This window comes from Maribacter sp. BPC-D8, from assembly GCF_035207705.1.
In the GTDB taxonomy this organism is placed as follows: Bacteria; Bacteroidota; Bacteroidia; order Flavobacteriales; family Flavobacteriaceae; genus Maribacter.
In genome coordinates this window covers 1,758,501-1,775,089 of record NZ_CP128187.1, presented here as the reverse complement: position 1 = coordinate 1,775,089, position 16,589 = coordinate 1,758,501, and the positions used below count along the sequence as shown (strand labels likewise).

At 33.1% G+C, this 16,589-nt stretch carries 17 protein-coding genes and 1 tRNA gene; 3 read left to right on the top strand and 15 right to left on the bottom strand.

The genetic code is table 11. The features are described 5' to 3' along the window. Both QSV08_RS08040 and QSV08_RS08035 read right to left on the bottom strand, forming a co-directional pair. Positions 1-1,917 (bottom strand): BatA domain-containing protein, encoded by a 1,917-nt coding sequence (locus QSV08_RS08040; RefSeq protein WP_324027883.1) that lies wholly within the window; start codon positions 1,915-1,917, stop codon positions 1-3. Between the two features lie 82 nt (positions 1,918-1,999). Next, on the bottom strand, positions 2,000-3,007 hold the full coding sequence (locus tag QSV08_RS08035; protein ID WP_324027882.1) for a glycosyltransferase family 2 protein: 1,008 nt from the start codon (positions 3,005-3,007) through the stop codon (positions 2,000-2,002). 158 nt (positions 3,008-3,165) lie between these two features. Between QSV08_RS08035 and QSV08_RS08030 the strand changes: the two genes are divergently transcribed. Together QSV08_RS08030 and QSV08_RS08025 are read left to right on the top strand one after the other, a co-directional pair. After that, positions 3,166-3,250 (top strand) — tRNA-Ser (locus tag QSV08_RS08030). Positions 3,251-3,839: 589 nt separating this feature from the next. Next, complete coding sequence (locus QSV08_RS08025; protein WP_324027881.1) at positions 3,840-5,312, top strand: cryptochrome/deoxyribodipyrimidine photo-lyase family protein; 1,473 nt, start codon at positions 3,840-3,842, stop codon at positions 5,310-5,312. Between the two features lie 187 nt (positions 5,313-5,499). Here the strand turns inward: QSV08_RS08025 and QSV08_RS08020 are convergent, their stop codons facing one another. The 3 genes from QSV08_RS08020 to QSV08_RS08010 all read right to left on the bottom strand — a co-directional run bounded on the left by QSV08_RS08020 (position 5,500) and on the right by QSV08_RS08010 (position 7,312). Continuing rightward, the gene (locus tag QSV08_RS08020) at positions 5,500-6,021 is read right to left on the bottom strand and encodes a glutathione peroxidase (protein WP_324027880.1); all 522 of its coding nucleotides are present in this window, start codon (positions 6,019-6,021) and stop codon (positions 5,500-5,502) included. A 219-nt stretch (positions 6,022-6,240) separates the two neighbouring features. Beyond that, entirely contained in the window at positions 6,241-6,939 is a 699-nt protein-coding gene (gene folE / locus QSV08_RS08015; RefSeq protein WP_324027879.1) for a GTP cyclohydrolase I FolE, read from the bottom strand. After that, the gene (locus QSV08_RS08010; RefSeq protein WP_324027878.1) at positions 6,902-7,312 is read right to left on the bottom strand and encodes a 6-pyruvoyl trahydropterin synthase family protein; all 411 of its coding nucleotides are present in this window, start codon (positions 7,310-7,312) and stop codon (positions 6,902-6,904) included. Before QSV08_RS08010 ends, folE begins: the two co-directional genes overlap by 38 nt. A gap of 418 nt (positions 7,313-7,730) precedes the next feature. Between QSV08_RS08010 and QSV08_RS08005 the strand changes: the two genes are divergently transcribed. After that, positions 7,731-9,068, top strand: coding sequence for an ATP-binding protein (locus QSV08_RS08005; protein ID WP_324027877.1), 1,338 nt, complete (start codon positions 7,731-7,733; stop codon positions 9,066-9,068). On the opposite strand, the gene QSV08_RS08000 is transcribed toward QSV08_RS08005, so the two are convergent. The 10 genes from QSV08_RS08000 to QSV08_RS07955 all read right to left on the bottom strand — a co-directional run bounded on the left by QSV08_RS08000 (position 9,050) and on the right by QSV08_RS07955 (position 16,541). Beyond that, positions 9,050-10,069, bottom strand: a complete 1,020-nt coding sequence (locus tag QSV08_RS08000) for an adenosine deaminase (protein ID WP_324027876.1) — start codon at positions 10,067-10,069, stop codon at positions 9,050-9,052. The two genes, QSV08_RS08005 and QSV08_RS08000, sit on opposite strands and share 19 nt — an antisense overlap. A gap of 99 nt (positions 10,070-10,168) precedes the next feature. Beyond that, positions 10,169-10,552, bottom strand: coding sequence for a DUF3037 domain-containing protein (locus tag QSV08_RS07995; RefSeq protein WP_299799281.1), 384 nt, complete (start codon positions 10,550-10,552; stop codon positions 10,169-10,171). Continuing rightward, positions 10,542-11,321, bottom strand: a complete 780-nt coding sequence (locus tag QSV08_RS07990; RefSeq protein ID WP_324027875.1) for a HipA family kinase — start codon at positions 11,319-11,321, stop codon at positions 10,542-10,544. Before QSV08_RS07990 ends, QSV08_RS07995 begins: the two co-directional genes overlap by 11 nt. 93 nt (positions 11,322-11,414) lie before the next feature. Next, the gene (locus QSV08_RS07985; protein WP_324027874.1) at positions 11,415-12,068 is read right to left on the bottom strand and encodes a hypothetical protein; all 654 of its coding nucleotides are present in this window, start codon (positions 12,066-12,068) and stop codon (positions 11,415-11,417) included. Between the two features lie 37 nt (positions 12,069-12,105). Then, positions 12,106-12,441: a hypothetical protein gene (locus QSV08_RS07980; protein ID WP_324027873.1), complete on the bottom strand. Its 336-nt coding sequence runs from the start codon at positions 12,439-12,441 to the stop codon at positions 12,106-12,108. A 32-nt stretch (positions 12,442-12,473) separates the two neighbouring features. Then, positions 12,474-13,151, bottom strand: a complete 678-nt coding sequence (locus QSV08_RS07975; protein ID WP_324027872.1) for a hypothetical protein — start codon at positions 13,149-13,151, stop codon at positions 12,474-12,476. A gap of 203 nt (positions 13,152-13,354) precedes the next feature. After that, the gene (locus tag QSV08_RS07970) at positions 13,355-14,089 is read right to left on the bottom strand and encodes a YoaK family protein (protein WP_324027871.1); all 735 of its coding nucleotides are present in this window, start codon (positions 14,087-14,089) and stop codon (positions 13,355-13,357) included. Between the two features lie 228 nt (positions 14,090-14,317). Then, complete coding sequence (locus tag QSV08_RS07965; protein WP_324027870.1) at positions 14,318-14,638, bottom strand: hypothetical protein; 321 nt, start codon at positions 14,636-14,638, stop codon at positions 14,318-14,320. 231 nt (positions 14,639-14,869) lie between these two features. After that, positions 14,870-15,559, bottom strand: coding sequence for a hypothetical protein (locus QSV08_RS07960; protein ID WP_324027869.1), 690 nt, complete (start codon positions 15,557-15,559; stop codon positions 14,870-14,872). A gap of 253 nt (positions 15,560-15,812) precedes the next feature. Next, positions 15,813-16,541, bottom strand: coding sequence for a hypothetical protein (locus tag QSV08_RS07955; protein WP_324027868.1), 729 nt, complete (start codon positions 16,539-16,541; stop codon positions 15,813-15,815). Between the last annotated feature and the right edge of the window lie 48 nt (positions 16,542-16,589).

Below are 16,589 nucleotides of genomic sequence, written 5' to 3'. Positions count from 1 at the left end.
TTATTTTAAGAATCTTTGAAGTGCCGTTTCTATTAAAACAAATGCTAATGCTAAAATAGCAAACCATTTCCAAAACTCGTTTATGGCATTGTTTTTTTGACTTTCTAAAAAGAAATTCGATAGTGATGTATCGCTGTTATTTTCTGGTAAAGGAGTGTAAATTAATGCACTCTCTTCTCTGTTATTATTAAAACTGATGCTTCTAATGGTTTTGTCATTATGCATGATTTTATAGATGCCGGCTTCTTTCGGATTCTCTATAAAATTGACCTGTACTTTTTTTGGTAATACGCGCTGCTGTGGTATAAACTCATTGGTTTCGTTAGCGATTTTAATAATATCGTCTTGCTGTAAGGTAATCGGTAATTCTATTTCAACGTCAGTGCCAATAGTTGCATACAATGGCGGTAGCTTTAAACTGTTCATACCCATATTATAAAAGGCAGGTACTATTAAAGGTGAATTTTTGAAGTTTGAATTATCGCTACTAATCGCTGCCGTAAAGAAATACCCATTTTTATTCCCTATTAAAAACGGCTCTTTATTTTGAAAAGAAAGTGCTGTCGGTGCTTTAGAATTTATTTTGAAATATTTTTTTACAGTCGGAAATTGAAAATCGCTAACCTTCTTGTCAAACACATTTATAAATAATGGATGTGCTGTTTTTACCTCTGAAATTGAAATCTCTTGAGATATTCCGTTTAAGAAATTGCTATTGAAATATGCGGATGCTAATTCGTTATAAGAAGATATATCGCCATCAACTGAGGGAATCAAAACGAAACTGCCGCCATTATTACTTAAAGACTTCAGAGCGGTATTAAGAGCGCTTGGTATTTTTTGAATCTCGTTAAGTATAACCAAATCTTGATTCTCTATAGTGCTGTAATTCAATTGATTTAATGTGCTTACTGTAAAGTCAAAATCATCTTCGGTATAGATACGACTTAAGAAATCTGCAGATGAATCGCCGATTGCCAATACCTTAATTTTCGATTTCTTATCAATGTTAAAGAAGAATTGATTGTCATAATCCAAGCTGGTATCTGTGATGCTTACCTTGCCTAAAACAACATCGTTGGCGTTGACAGTAAACCGGACTTCAGCCGTATTATCAGTATCAAATTTAGCAGATGTTTTAGCGATAAGCTTGTTATCGTTGTATAATGAGACGGGTATAGTTTCATCATCAGCATTGGTAGATAGTAGCGCAACCAATTCAATATTATCATTAGTGCGTTCGGCAATAAAGACAGAATCAATAGACGTATTCGTAATTGATGTGTTAGACGGTTTTATGTACTGAATATTGATATTTTTTGTCGTATCAACCTCGCTAAAGTCTCCCATACGTTTCTGAAAATCTGAAATAACCACTAGGTTTTTTTGAGAAGCAGTATTATCGCTGAAATAGGTATTTCCTTTTAAAATAATTTCGGCAACACCCAACTGATCTGCAGCTACGGTAAGATTCAACAATTCATTTTGAATATCTTTTACTTCAACATCTTTAAATACCTGTTTGTTGGTGAATAGGGTAAAGCGCTGATCGTTGGGTATGTATTTTATAAAATCTTGTATGGTGTTTTTAAAGAGGTTGCCATTTTCAATTTGCCCGTTCATACTAAAAGAATCGTCTAAGTAGAAAACAGTTTCTTTTTCTTTCAGTGCAGCGTCATTGGCAATAAATGGCTGTGCAAATGCTAGTACTAAAGCTGCTAACAAGCCCATTCTAGTAAAAAGTAATAACCACTTTTTTAATGTGCTGCTTTTTCTAGATTCAGAAACTACTTGTTTTAAGAACTTTACGTTGGTAAAGGGCGTTTTCTTAAATCGACGTAATTGAAAAAGGTGAATAATGATCGGAATGAGTAGTAGTAAAAGACCCCAAAGAAGTTCTGGATATTTAAATTGCATTCCTGATTTTGCTTATGCCAAAGATAATTATTTTGAAATTAGAAGCTTGTGAGAATGCAACTATTATTTTTATAAAGATTAGTTAGCAAAAGAAGAAATAATCTACAGCAGGTTTTAAATTTAATTCATTAAAAAAAGAGGTGATGCTCATCTGGTCCTCTTCATTGGCAACCGTAATAATACACTTTGTGTTTTCTATACTTTGAAGCACGTTGAAGTGTTCAAGTCGCACACCATAAATATCTTTACCGATTTTCTTTTCATTATCGCAAACCCAATGAAAAGGAATATTCTTTTCAACGAGCGAGTTTGCAATAGTTTTTCCTTTTTTACCAGCACCCCAAACCACTAAGTTGTTTGTTGGTTTGAATTCTAATTTTAAAAAGTAATGCAGTTTTATATCTAAAAAGTAATTCTGTGCATAGTGCTCGCTAGTTCGTGATGTTCGGTTATCATAATCTCTCCAATAGTGTAGGGTAGTGGTGCAGGGTATACATTTTAGTCCGAATTCATAGAAACGAAAGGCAAGGTCGTAATCTTCAGGATATCTGTCTGGCATAAACGCCTCGCAGTTATCAAAGTCTTCTTTATGTACCATCCAGCAGGGCGATGGTATTACACACTCTTTATATATCTCTTTAAAGTTTTCTCCTGTTGCAGTCAGTTTGTTTAACCACTTCTCATAGCGAGCATAGCCATCGTTTACTCCTGCTTTAGAGAAATACTTCACCTTGCCAACGGCAAGAGTTCCTAGACCTTCTTTTATTAAAGAATCGACCATTACTTTAATACGGTCTTTAGTCATGTGGTCATCGGCATCCATACGAGAGATAAAATTACCAGAACTATTTGCGTACGCTTTTCTTAGGGCAGTTATAATGCCCGATTCATCATTAGAGAATATTTCAAAACGATCATCTTCAGCAGCAAATTGGTTTGCAATTAGTAAGCTATTATCACTAGAATTATCATTAACGGCAATGACTTCCCAATTTTTATAGGCCTGATTTTGGATGGATTTCAGACATTCTTCAAAATAATCTTCAACATTCTTAAAAGGAATCAATATGCTCACTAGCGAATTTACCATTGCGGCAAGGTAATAAATAACTGAATTTCAACCTTTTCATTTCGTTTGAAAAGTTTAGAAATAAATGAGTTGAAAAATAATTAAGAAAAGGCTTTAATAGATAAGAAAACCTTTATATATTTGCACCCGCATTCAGGGAATACCTGATGAGGCACTCAGGAGAAATGGCAGAGTGGTCGAATGCGGCAGTCTTGAAAACTGTTGAGGGTCACACCTCCGGGGGTTCGAATCCCTCTTTCTCCGCTTAGAGCAAAGCTCAATATCTTTTTGATATTGAGCTTTTTCTTTTTACGGAAGTCAAAAGCTCGCTTTTGTAAGGGCGGAAAAAGAAAAAGTTCAAAGTCTGCGAGAGCAGATTTGAGCTTTATTGTCATGTTCGGAGATTGAGGGATGCACGTAGTGAATCCCTTGTTCGCAACTTCTTATGTCAAAAGCTAGCTTTTGTAAGGGCGGAAAAAGAAAAAGTTCAAAATTTGCGAGAGCAGATTTGAGTTTTATTGTCATGTTCGGAGGTTGAGGGTTGCACGGAGTGAATCCCTTTTCAGTAAAGGTTTAATTATTCACGTTAGAGAATTATATCCTACGTAAGCGTTAGATTAATTCAACTGATGCGAAAACTATTCTTTCATATTTCATTTGCGTCATTATAACTTGTTACAGTCATACCTTACTTGGTATATTCAAAAAATAGTATCGAGGTATTTTAATGTATTACGTTAACATTTTCACTTTTTTTAAAATAGATTTGAAGTTGGTAAGTCATTTGCGGCATAGTGGAAGGGTATTTCTATGATACCTATTTCTTGTTGAATAAATTAAAATCAAATTAATCTTGAGTAAAAAGGAGCTGAATATTGTATGGTTAAAACGTGATTTACGTTCACAAGACCATGAACCTTTATTTAATGCTGAAAAGGCAGGTATTCCTTACTTAATTATCTACCTTTTTGAACCATCTCTAATTCAATACCCAGATACCAGTTTAAGGCATTTACAATTTATTTATCAATCTATTTTAGCATTAAATATAACCTTAAAACCTTATCATAGAAGCGTTACGCTCTTTTATGGCGAAGTCGAAGGTGTTCTGGAATACCTTAACAATCATTTTGAAATTAATTCGCTTTTTAGCTATTGTGAAAGTGGAATCAAATTATCATGGCAGCGAGATAAAAGAGTAAAGAAAATTTGTAATACATATGGTATTAGTTGGCAAGAATTTCAGCGTGACGGTATTTTAAGAGGTATTAAGAATAGAGAAGATTGGAGTAAGCAATGGCACTTGAAAATGCATCAGCCTATCATTAGAAATAAGTATTCGGTATCTGATTTAGAGCCAATAAAGCATCCCTTTTTATTGCCACAAGAGTTTCAAACTAATTTAGAAAAAACCAACAGCAATTTTCAACCTGGGGGCGAACAGAATGCTTTGCGATATTTAAATTCTTTTGCAACCAAAAGGGGTAGTAATTATCAGAAGCATATTTCGAAACCTACAGAAAGTAGAAAAGGGTGTAGTAGATTATCGCCATATTTAGCTTGGGGAAATATAAGTGTAAAACAAGTATTTCAATTTGTAGGTACCCACCCGAACGGAACAAAAAATAATAGTGCCTTTTCAGCCATGTTAACAAGATTGTTTTGGCATTGCCACTTTATTCAGAAATTTGAGGTGGAATGTAGGTATGAAACAGCGTGTATCAATAAAGGGTATGAATTATTATTGCATGAAAAAAATGATGCATTTATTAAAGCCTGGAAACTAGGGTTAACGGGTTATCCTTTAGTTGATGCTTGTATGCGAGCTGTAGCGCAAACAGGGTGGATAAATTTTAGAATGAGGGCAATGGTAGTTTCATTTTTAACACTCAACCTAGATCAAGATTGGAGAGAAGGTACTTATCATTTGGCTAGGCAATTTTTAGACTATGAGCCTGGTATACATTATCCTCAATTTCAAATGCAGGCTGGTACAACTGGTGTCAATACCGTGCGCTTATATAACCCCGTAAAGAACTCTCAAGAACATGACCCTAATGGTGTTTTTATAAAAAAGTGGGTTCCAGAACTTGCTAATGTTCCTGTTGTACATATTCATGAACCTTGGAAAATGACAGTTTTAGAACAGTCGTTCTGTGAAGTTATAATTGGTGAAGATTACCCATTACCAATTGTAGATTTACAAGAAAGTGCAAAGTTAGCAAGAGAAAAAATTTGGGAACACAAAAATCATCCTGCAGTTCAAAAAGAAAAACATCGGCTACTAAAAACTCACGTGAATAATACAAAAGGTGATTTACGCTGATTGTTGGTGTATTAGACCTTGCCAGTAGCTTAGTTTTAAAATATAAAAATCAACATTACTGTTTTTAATCAATTCTTGAGTACAAGAGATAAGAGTACAAAATGTACAGATTTCTTACTTGTAATACACTTGTACATTAATATCACTATTTCAAATTCAAGTAGCGTCACGAATGTTAAAGAGAATTTTATAAATGCTTGATAATTTTTGAACTTAAAGGTTTCGTTATAGAATAAAAATAATCGACTAAGTCACCATCTTTATTAATCAAATATTTCTGGAAATTCCATTTTACACTAGAACTTGTTTTACCATTAAATTCTTTATTTGTCAACCATTGATATAAAGGGTGTTGTTTGCTACCCTTTACTTCGATTTTTTCTGTTAGTAAAAAATCAACACCATAGTTGCGTTCACAAAAGGTTTTAATTTGGGAACTATTACCCGACTCTTGTCCTCCAAATTGATTACAGGGAACTCCTATAACCGTTAAATTTTTATAGGTATCACTTAGTTTTTGTAAATCTTTATATTGATTGGTAAAGCCACATTCAGAAGCCACATTTACAAATAAAATGTGGTTACCAATAAATTTAGAAAAGTCAATCGATTTGCCTTCAAGTGAATTTATTTTTATGTCGTAAATAGAAGCTTTGCTTATTATGGTTTTTTTGATGGGAGCTGTTTTTGCTTTCTCTACTTTTTTCATTGACTTAATTTTAAAATAAACTATTGGATACGAAGTGCCGGATTTGTTGTGCTGAAATATTACGAGTACTCACAACTTTTAAAATGACAGTATTTACTGTTTTTTTAAAATACCAAGTTAACATTGGTAACCTCTACAATAACGGTAACGTTGTTCAGTATTTACTAAATATCTTTTTTCTCTGTACTTGTCACTAGTGTTTTAAGTTCGAACTCGTTATTAATTCAAATAATTTTGTAATTCTGCAATCTTACTTGATGTATTAAAGACACCTCCATAAAAAGAAGTTACTGTCGCAGAAGTATCATCTTTAATACCACGTGACGAGACGCATAAATGCTTAGCGTCTATTATTACGGCTACATCTTCAGTTTCTAAAATTTGTCTAAGCTCAGCAGCTATTTGATTGGTTAATCTCTCTTGCACTTGTGGTCTCTTGGCATAATATTGAACAATTCTATTAAGCTTCGAAAGTCCGATCACCTTACCAGAAGAAATATATGCGATATGAGCTTTACCAATAATCGGAACAAAGTGGTGTTCACAGTTCGAATAAAAGGTTATATTTTTTTCTACCAGCATTTGATTATACTGATATTTATTATCAAATAAAGCTACTTTAGGTTTATTGGCAGGGTTTAAACCTGAAAAGATTTCATCTATGTACATTTTAGCAACACGATTGGGTGTTCCTTTCAAAGAATCGTCTTGAAGATCTAGCCCCATAACATCCATTATTTGTGAAAATAAATCTGCTATTTTATCTTTCTTTTCATCGTCAGATATCTTAAAAGCATTTGGCTTCATAGGAGTTTCAAGACCTGTAAAAATATGATCATCACCGATTTCCTCTTCTGAAAATCCATTTAGTTTGTTTTCTTTAATAAGGGTATTCAACATAGTTTCTTGGTGTTTCATATAGTTTAATCTTTAACTCTAAATTTGGTTCAATCTCAGTTTTTAAAATATCGTAAATGACTATTGCTATATTTTCAACAGTCGGGTTAAGGGTTTTAAATTCTTTAGTGTCTAGATTTAGATTTTTATGGTCAAATCGATCTAAAACTTTTTCTTCAATCAAATCTGATAAAACTTTGGTATCTATTACGTAACCTGTATCCTTATTACAAAACCCAATTACTTTTACTTCAAGTTCGTAGTTGTGTCCATGATAATTTGGGTTGTTACATTTTCCGAAAACTTCTTTGTTTTTTTCATCGCTCCAATTTACATTGTGCAATCTATGTGCTGCATTAAAATGTTCACATCTTACTAAGGCTAGTTTATTCATTTTTTAAAGAAAAGTGTTTGAAAATTTAATATGATAAAGGTATTTAATTTTGTTTAAGTAATTATGTTAAATATTAAACAAAATTAATATTTGTTGCAATCTGTAAAATTTGAGTATTTCGAAGTCAATTTTTTGATACCATCTTTGATGGTTGAAAACATAGTATTGATAAATGAAGCGAAGCAAACAAGCTTAGATTTGTTTTAAAAATTTGAATTTTATTGTAGATTGTAAAGATGGAGAAATGTACAAAGTGAATCTTTTGTAGCTCTTTTATATCCAAAATAAAAGCTCATTTAATCTTCAAGACTATATTCTACGCAGCAAATATTTACCACTATTATATTATATTTAGCATATCAAAAGTAACATGCGCCTTATATTTGCTGCTGTTAAAACAACTTCTCTTAGATAGACTATGACAAAAGCCAAAATTCATGATAGGGAAAAAGAACGTCTTGCACTTCTTAATTCGTATTCCATTTTAGACACATTGCCTGAAAAAGATTATGATAACCTTACCAAACTTGCGGCAGAAATTTGTCAGACTCCAATTTCATTAATCACACTGCTAGATGATAAACGGCAATGGTTTAAATCTCACTACGGACTAGGGGTTTCTGAAACACCGATCGAAGATGCCTTTTGTGCACATGCCATTACGGGTAATGACCCTATTTTTACGACCGAAGATGCTCGTGAAGATGAGCGGTTTTATGACAATCCGTTAGTAACGGGTGATCCTAACATTGTTTTTTATGCAGGTATTCCGCTAAAAAATGCAAGTGGTTTGCCTTTAGGTACCTTATGTGTTATTGATAACAAGCCTAGAAAATTAACCGAAAGCCAAAAGGAATCTTTGAATATTTTGTCTGAGCAGGTGATCAATTTGTTGGAACTTAGAAAGAATAAATTAGAGCTTGAAAGAGCTCACAAAAAGTTGAAAAAATTCTCTAAGAAATTAGAGAAGAAAGTTTTTCAACGAACCAATCAGTTAGAAATCAAGACTATAAAATTAGAGTTAATGATTAACGATTTGGCTTCGTTTAATCATATTTGTAGTCACGATTTGCAAGAACCATTGCGTAAAATACAAATGTTCATTTCTCAAGTAAGTGATAATGAGTTTCATAATTTATCTACCGCTGGTAAACATAAATTAGAACGAATCGATTTATCTGCGGCTCGTATGCGTAATCTTATTCAAGATTTATTGACTTATGGCGCTACCGAAACTATAGATAACAGTTTAACAACGGTCTCTTTAAAAAAGCTGGTTCTAGATGTAAAAGATGTTTTAAGTGAAGAGCTAAAGGAACATAAGACAGCACTTAAAATTTCAAAAGATTGTGATGTTACGGTTAGACCAATACAGTTTAAGCAATTGTTGTTCAATCTATTTACAAACGCAATTAAGTTTACCAAAAACGAAGAGAAGCCTGTAATTAAAGTATCAGGTAAAGTTGTGCAAGGTGAAGATTATCCTCTTTTACAATTAAATGACGACAAGCGTTATTCTCATATTATGGTAACTGATAATGGTATCGGTTTTGATCAGAAATATGAAAGTAAAGTCTTTGAGATTTTTCAACGCTTACATAACGACGAAGAATATCAAGGAACCGGAATCGGACTCGCCATTGTAAAACGTATTGTGACCACCCATAACGGACAAGTTAGGGTTGAGAGTAGTCTTGGTAATGGCGCTATTTTTGAAATTTTTATTCCGCTTGAAGATCAAAGCGATTTAAAGTAATCTTTTACCTCTTTTATATGTTTTTCTTTGGATGCGGCACTCAACCAACTTGCTTCAAAACCATTGATAGCCAGTTGCTCTATTTGTGCTAAACTTAAATTAAGCGCTTTCGCAGTTTGGTAGTAGTTCTCGTTCATATACCCACCAAAATAGGCAGGATCGTCTGAGTGTATAGTAGCGACAATTCCTTTATCAAGCATTTTAGCAACGGGATGCTCATCCATCTTCTGAATCACTTTTAAGGCAACATTGCTAGTAGGGCAGAGGGTAAGTGCGATTTTATCATCTACCAATCTTTTTACCAAAGCTTCGTCTGTTAGGCAACGGTTACCGTGATCTATACGTTCTACGTTTAAAATATCTAAAGCTTCCCATATATAATCTGCCGGACCTTCTTCACCTGCATGGGCAACTAGTTTATAGCCTTGTGCTGCAGATGCTTTAAATACTTTTTCAAACTTACTTGGCGGATTTCCCATTTCTGAGGAATCTAAACCAACGCCATCGATGATGTCTTTGAACGGTAGTGATTCTTCTAAGGTTTTAAAAGCATCTTCTTCACTTAAATGACGCAAATAGCTCATTATTAGTTTGTAAGAAATGTTTAATTCATTTTTTCCTTTTTCTAAAGCGCGGTGAATTCCTTTTATTACAACCTCAAAAGCAACACCTCTTTCGGTATGTGTTTGTGGGTCATAAAAGACTTCTACATGCTTTACATTTTCGCTATGTACCTTGGTTAGATATGCCCAAGTCAAATCAAAGAAATCTTGCTCATGCAACAGCACTTGTGCACCTGCATAATAGATGTCTAAAAACTCTTGAAGGTTGTTGAATTTGTACGCTTCTTTAACCGATTCGATAGAATCGTATGGTAGAGTGATGTTGTTTCTCTTTGCAATCTCGAACATTAATTCTGGTTCAAAACTCCCTTCTAAATGTAAGTGAAGTTCCGTTTTAGGAATGCCTTGAATTATTTTTTTTAGTTCTGATGATTGCATATTATTGATTTGTTTTAAAAAAAGGCAAGCCTTTTACTTAATTAAATATTATTATTTCTAGAATATAATTAATATAAGAGTAGTAAAAAGTATTTAACCTTACAATACGTACTTATTAAATATGTCTTCTAGCTCTTTTTCTGGGTCGGTACTGAGTCCGGATCGGGTAGTGGAGCTTTGTATTACTGTACTTCTGCATGCTGTTAACCACCCAAATCTATCAGGCAAATCTAACTTTCCTATTGGTCCGCCAGCTTCCTTTCCTTCACAAATCAATTTCCAGGCTTTTAGATAATCATTCAATATTTCATATTCTATTTCCGGAGAAAAAGCATTTAGCTTATCCTCATTAATATGATATTTAATATCTAAAAATTTTGTCCGTTTACAAAATAGAATCACTCCGACATTAAAGAACTCTTCACGTTCTACCTTGGGTACAATCCTAACTATCGCAAATTTGAAGGTATGTCTATCTTGCATCTTCTGCTTCTTTAACTAAAACATCGATCATAGATAGCTTAGTGGTTATAAATTTAATATAGGCTGATCTTTTCTCATCCGCATTTAAAGCATCCGACTCACTCGTCAACCAATCTTCAGGTATGTTATTTACAATCTCTATTATTTTATCTAGTGTGATGAATTTTTGAATTTCTGCAGCAGCTTCATGTAGAGCAGTGGCCTGTTGTAAAAGCACATGATCTTTTATAAACGGAAATGTTCTGGTTAGGTGACTTTCCCAAGTCTCCCAATTATGATGAAAGTAGAAACTTGCCCCATTATCAATCACCCATAATTCATTATGCCAGTATAATAGATTTGCATTTTTAGCGGTACGATCTATATTGCTAATTAAACTATCTAACACCACAACCTTTGAAGCTGTCATAGCATCTGCCTTAGAAATCAAGGGGTCGAAAGTAATAGCACCAGATAAAAAGTGTAAACCGAGGTTAAGCCCTACGCTAAACTTTAGTAAATCTTGAATTTCTTCGTCAGGTTCGGTCTGCCTAAAAGAATCTTCTAAATTCATAAATACCAATTCAGGTACTTTTAAACCGATGGCACGCGCCAGTTCACCACCAATAAACTCAGAAATAAGCGATTTTTTACCTTGCCCAGAGCCTCTAAACTTCAATACATAGAGAAAATCATCGTCGGCTTTTACAATGGCAGGCATAGAGCCACCTTCGCGTAAGGGCTGTAAGTATTGAACAACATCTACCGTTCTAATGTCAAGTGTATTCATAAAATTAAATATAGCGCTATAATGCTAAGCGTGATAGGGCAAATTTAATAGAACGATTTCTATTAACTGCATTTTTAAAGAAAAGCACTACTATTATTCCACTAAAAACTTTGAAGTATATTTTAAAATAAAATCTGAGATGTAAGATTTCGTAACAACCGCTTCTTTTTGCGTGCTATTATTTTTTAATCTATTAAACAGTTCTTTGTAGGTTTCTGTTTTTTCAAAAGCTATAAACTGCTCTTTTTTGAACGTTATGAATTGTTTGTAATTTAAATTTCTGGCTTCAGTAAAACATCCATTTTCAATTTCTAGAAGGTTATAATTACTGTATGTTGAAGCATAACCTTGGTGTACATAGTTTACTATTTCGCCATAGGGTAGGGTTAAAATACCCGAATACCAATCAATAACCACGTTTTCATTATTGTCGAAAATATCAGTATAAATAGATACCCATTTCATTTCTCCGTTTTCTTCATAAACAGGTGTTGTTATGTCGGTTACAAGAAGCTGGTTTTCTATAATTTCGAAATGAGCAACATAACCTCGCCATAATGCCGATGAAACTTGTTCAGGTTTTTTATCTGGGTGCTTCTCAAAATAGGGTTCTAATGGGTTGGTATGCAATTCATAGATATTGCCTTCGTACATTAACTTATCTGGGAACTGCGCTGTTACAAGGTCTTCTGCTTTGGCAAAATTTAATGAAATGAGTGAAATAAATAAAAATAGAATGCTTCTCATTTTAATAGGTGTGATTAAATATGTAGGTAAGGTAAACCTATATAACATCGATTACGTTTTCTAAAATATAATGCGTGACGCCAACAATAGCTGCGATTATAGAAATAATAATAAAACGAAACAGCGTTGCTTTGCTATTGCCTTGAAGTTTGTTGTTCAAATAAAATACGTCGAATAAAATGAATATAAGTGCAATTACACAGCCAACGATTGCGCCAACTTGTACCAACGCCCATTCATATACCATACTTGCAAACGAGAATTTGTCATCGTCAGATTCTGGTGGTGCACCTAAAACTATGCGCATATGTAGAAACCCTAAAAGTATGGCTACAATTAACCAGCCAAGGTAATTAAGTATTCGTTTTACCATATATGGTTAACGCTTTTTGACTCGCTTTGTTATTACTCTACTTCATTTTCTAACGGAGAAATCATAATATGTGCTCTGTGCGTACCAGGATTCATGATCCATGGGTGATTGGGTGCAGACGGAGTTTCTGGTAAGCCAATTGATGCTGATGTTGCAAATGGCGTGTATATTACATAACGTAGCCTTGCGCCATCTACTTTTGATGTTTCTACATCATAAACAGTATTGGGACCGTAGTAAATGTGTAAAGTGGAACCGGGAGTAATTTTAATTTTACCAGATTTTACTTCAGCCTCTCGAATAGCAAAAATTTCATCGGCAGATTTGCCTTCGGCACGTAAAGCTCTACCTCTCGCCATAAAAGCGTCTAGGTCTTTATGGTAACAGGCAGCATTGAATCCATCTTTCTTTGGGTCATCTGCAAGTACAATATATTCGCTATCACCTTCTTTTAAAGTTACAAACTCACCAGCCATATTATAACCAATTACTTTACTTGTAGCCCTACTCTCTGCAGGCGCTGCCATTAATGCAGTAGCTATTAGGTCTTCATCTGTTTCAATGGTTTTTAATTGCTTTTCAATTTTCGCAACAGCTTCTGTAGTTGTTTCTGCATCTGTACTTTCTGCAGATGTTGATTTAGATTTATCGGATGAATTGCAAGAAACTAATAGTGCAGCGAAAAGGAATGTAGAGAGTAGATGTTTCATGGTTTATTTTAGATTTCGTTAGAGGTAAAAGGATTGAAGAACCCATTTAAAAAGTGGTACGATATTGTGGCAAGTATTACGAATAAAATTACTCCGATTATAGGTCCAACATATTTTTTCATATTAATTAATTATGGTTGGTAGTAGTACTAAAAGTACTGAAATTTAAATCAAGTTTAGATAGATTCTTTAGATATTGTAATTCAACTACGTTGCGTATATTTTCTTTTTGTACGTATAAATTGATATCTAAAATCATCATAAAACAAACTAGCCAATAAGATTAGTGCACCAACAATTAGAGCATTCAATTTTAAGTTGAGTTGTAGGTACAGAAATCCGCCGATTATTCCGCCGAGAAAGAAGAAACAGATGATGTACAGACGGAGTTTAATATTAGATTTTAATTTTTCTCTATTCGGGTGCCTTTCCGGAAAAAATAATTGCGACAACTCAATTCCTAAATCTGTAAATAACCCTGTTAGGTGTGTTGTTCTTACTACTGCATTTGAAATTCTGGTGACGAAAGAATTTTGTAATCCCATAGCAAAGAGAAGCGCGCAGATAATTAAATCTGGATAAGTGATTTCAAAAGCATCGCTATAAAGCGGTATGGCTATTAGAATTAGACATTCGATTGCCGTTGGTAGTACAAAGACATTTAATTTTTTATTCTTTCTAAATTTTTCGATCAGAAAACTAGAGAAGAACGATCCAAAAAGAAAAGAAAATATATAGAGGAAATAAACAGTGCCTTTCCAGAATTCTAAATTAGCAACATCATTCATAAAAAGTGCAAAATGCCCTGTAACATTGGTGGTTAGCTGGTTGTATGCCAAAAACCCCGTTACATTTACAATGCCTGCTACAAAAGATAAAATAGTGGCAATTTGCAGATTGTGCTTTAATTTTCTGCTTTTGCCTTGATGTCTAAACATTCAACTATTAATTAATTCGGTATTAGAAAACGATACTAATAGAAACAATCATTTTCACTTCATGTAATAAAAGCGGAGAACTTTTAATGAAGTAATTATACTGATCAGTAAGATTTCTATGAATACAAAGGTATTTAAATCTAAAGTTAAATATTATTCTTTTACTGTAAATTAACTTTCTTCCAATCATTTTAAAACAACCTTCTATCACTTCAAAAAAAATAAATTCTACAAGCCATCGAGTGCTGCAGATGAAGCTCCAAATAATGCAAGATTAGCAAAAACAAAAAGTAATAGAATTATACCTATTAATGAGATGAATAAACCGATCATGGCTAGCGTTCTTGGCTTTTTGAAAATACCTATAAAAGAAAGTAGTAGACCTAAAAACCATACAAACCAACCAAGAATAGGCACACAGCCTATAATAAGTGCGACAATAGATAATACAAAACCAGCGGTTCCAATTCCATTACTACTATTGTTTTGATTAATTATAATGGTTTGACCATTGTTGTTTTGAGAGTCATTTTGTTGCGTTTCACTCATAATATTCAAGTAATAGGTGGTTGTGGGTAGCTTTTTAGCTAACCGTGGTTGTTCCTTATAATTATTCTACAGCCAAAATAGTAATTTATTTTAGATGAATTATCTTACATTTTGTCGTAGTGTTAACAAGGTTGTTAAGAATGTAAGATATTGCTGGTTTGCATACAGTAGTTAGGTGCTTTGATCTGTGAATATTCGATTTCTGTACCGGTCTTTTAAACTACAATTTATTTAAATCTGAACGTCAGAAATCCATTCTTTAGCTAGCTTTTCTACATAATCGTTAAAGTTTTTTATTCCGTTTATAGTATGAAAGGTATATTCTGGTTGGTCTTTTAAAAATGCAACGTCATCAAAACAATGGTCAGGAGAGAATAATAACACCTCATTGTTTTTTGGATTATAAAAAGTTAATGCTCCATTCGCTTCTTGTACAAATGAGATGTAATTACTGGCATCTATTTTTATTTTATGATACTCGGTGCACATTGCATCATAATAAACGTTCCAATCTCCGATTCCTTTACTACACTTTGATTTTGTAAATAAAAAATCTTGATTATTCGCTAAACATGGCTCTGGCTGATTGTAAGACTCTTCAATGCCGCCAATTGCATTTAATAGTATTTGATGCTCTTTTGAAATATTAATGTCAGATATGCTTTCTGGCTCAATTTTACTCAGCCAGCCACAGCTTACATCATCAATGTTGGTCCAAGAGAAAAGCTTGAATGGTAGGCTGTTAATTTTTAAATTCTGAATTCTTGCTTTGCGAACCAGTTTAGTTAAGTTTGGGAAAATGGATTGAAACTCGTCAGACAAATAGATGTCATCCTCTATATTCGTTAATTCAACGGTATCGGTAGGTTCTAGATACCAACCAATATCGTTTTTAAACTCTTCAAAATCTTGATTAATCATTTTGTAATTACTTAAATGGTGTGGTGAATTTTTTTATTTTTTGACTAAATGATTTCCATAAAATTAAGACTACTATAGTAAGTGATGGAAGTAATAATAAAACTCCGCCAATTACTAATAAATGAATTAGACAACCGTCACTACTGCAAGGTCTATTTCCTTTAATAATTAGTGAAATTGAAAATACAACTCCTATAAGACCTACAATAAATATAACCCAACTTAAAATTCTATTTTTCAAAATGTAGTGTTATTATGAATAGTGATTTATACAGATTGCTCTTCTGTCTTTTTTATCAAACAACAGGTATGTGTCATTACCATCTGTAAAGAATTCGTAACCTACTGTATAGCCGATTTTATCATAGTTGTCAACGGCAATGGAGTCAGGAAATATATACTCTTGGTTTATTTGTATATCAGCAAAACCGGTAGAATTATCATCTTTAATTTCATAAACTACGGGACTAATTTTATCTGGTTTATCCCATCCATCAATTATATGGCGAAAGGTTCCAAAGTTTCCTGTTTGTTTATAATTTAGTTTGTTTATAGAAAACTGATAGAAGGTTTCAAGAAAGTATTCCTCGTCTAATTCCCCAAAATTCAAATCATATTTGTCTTTAATAGTTTGAATGTATTCTTCTGTTTTTACTTTGTTAGATAAATATGATGCTCCGTTTTCATTAAAATCTTTTTCTAAAGTTTTAAATATATCTTTTGCTTCTTTATGCCCTATGTAAACATTTAAGTCTCCATTGAAGGAATATTTGCCATCGTTTAATTGAAAGCAAGTAAAACCAGTTTGGTTGTTTTCATTTTTTACATCTTCATTTGTCCAAACACCATTACTTGACACGAAAAATAATGGATTACTAAACTCGGTGTTTATATCGGTCACTTTACAAAGTGGATAGAAAATTCCTTTCAATTCATCACTGTCAAAAACTTCATTAAAGTCAGGATATAATTCTATGTTCATATTTTCTGAATTTTATAGATTTCTACGAACCGTAGCATAGAATATAAA

Coding starts and splice junctions, on each gene's coding strand:
- QSV08_RS07970 (WP_324027871.1), bottom strand. CDS start 14,089: ATGTTTAGACATCAAGGCAAAAGCAGAAAATTAAAGCACAATCTGCAA.
- QSV08_RS07975 (WP_324027872.1), bottom strand. CDS start 13,151: ATGAAACATCTACTCTCTACATTCCTTTTCGCTGCACTATTAGTTTCT.
- QSV08_RS08005 (WP_324027877.1), top strand. CDS start 7,731: ATGACAAAAGCCAAAATTCATGATAGGGAAAAAGAACGTCTTGCACTT.
- QSV08_RS07965 (WP_324027870.1), bottom strand. CDS start 14,638: ATGAGTGAAACGCAACAAAATGACTCTCAAAACAACAATGGTCAAACC.
- QSV08_RS07955 (WP_324027868.1), bottom strand. CDS start 16,541: ATGAACATAGAATTATATCCTGACTTTAATGAAGTTTTTGACAGTGAT.
- QSV08_RS07990 (WP_324027875.1), bottom strand. CDS start 11,321: ATGAATACACTTGACATTAGAACGGTAGATGTTGTTCAATACTTACAG.
- QSV08_RS07980 (WP_324027873.1), bottom strand. CDS start 12,441: ATGGTAAAACGAATACTTAATTACCTTGGCTGGTTAATTGTAGCCATA.
- QSV08_RS08035 (WP_324027882.1), bottom strand. CDS start 3,007: ATGGTAAATTCGCTAGTGAGCATATTGATTCCTTTTAAGAATGTTGAA.
- QSV08_RS07985 (WP_324027874.1), bottom strand. CDS start 12,068: ATGAGAAGCATTCTATTTTTATTTATTTCACTCATTTCATTAAATTTT.
- QSV08_RS08010 (WP_324027878.1), bottom strand. CDS start 7,312: ATGAATAAACTAGCCTTAGTAAGATGTGAACATTTTAATGCAGCACAT.
- QSV08_RS07960 (WP_324027869.1), bottom strand. CDS start 15,559: ATGATTAATCAAGATTTTGAAGAGTTTAAAAACGATATTGGTTGGTAT.
- QSV08_RS08020 (WP_324027880.1), bottom strand. CDS start 6,021: ATGAAAAAAGTAGAGAAAGCAAAAACAGCTCCCATCAAAAAAACCATA.
- QSV08_RS08000 (WP_324027876.1), bottom strand. CDS start 10,069: ATGCAATCATCAGAACTAAAAAAAATAATTCAAGGCATTCCTAAAACG.
- folE (WP_324027879.1), bottom strand. CDS start 6,939: ATGAAACACCAAGAAACTATGTTGAATACCCTTATTAAAGAAAACAAA.
- QSV08_RS07995 (WP_299799281.1), bottom strand. CDS start 10,552: ATGCAAGATAGACATACCTTCAAATTTGCGATAGTTAGGATTGTACCC.
- QSV08_RS08040 (WP_324027883.1), bottom strand. CDS start 1,917: ATGCAATTTAAATATCCAGAACTTCTTTGGGGTCTTTTACTACTACTC.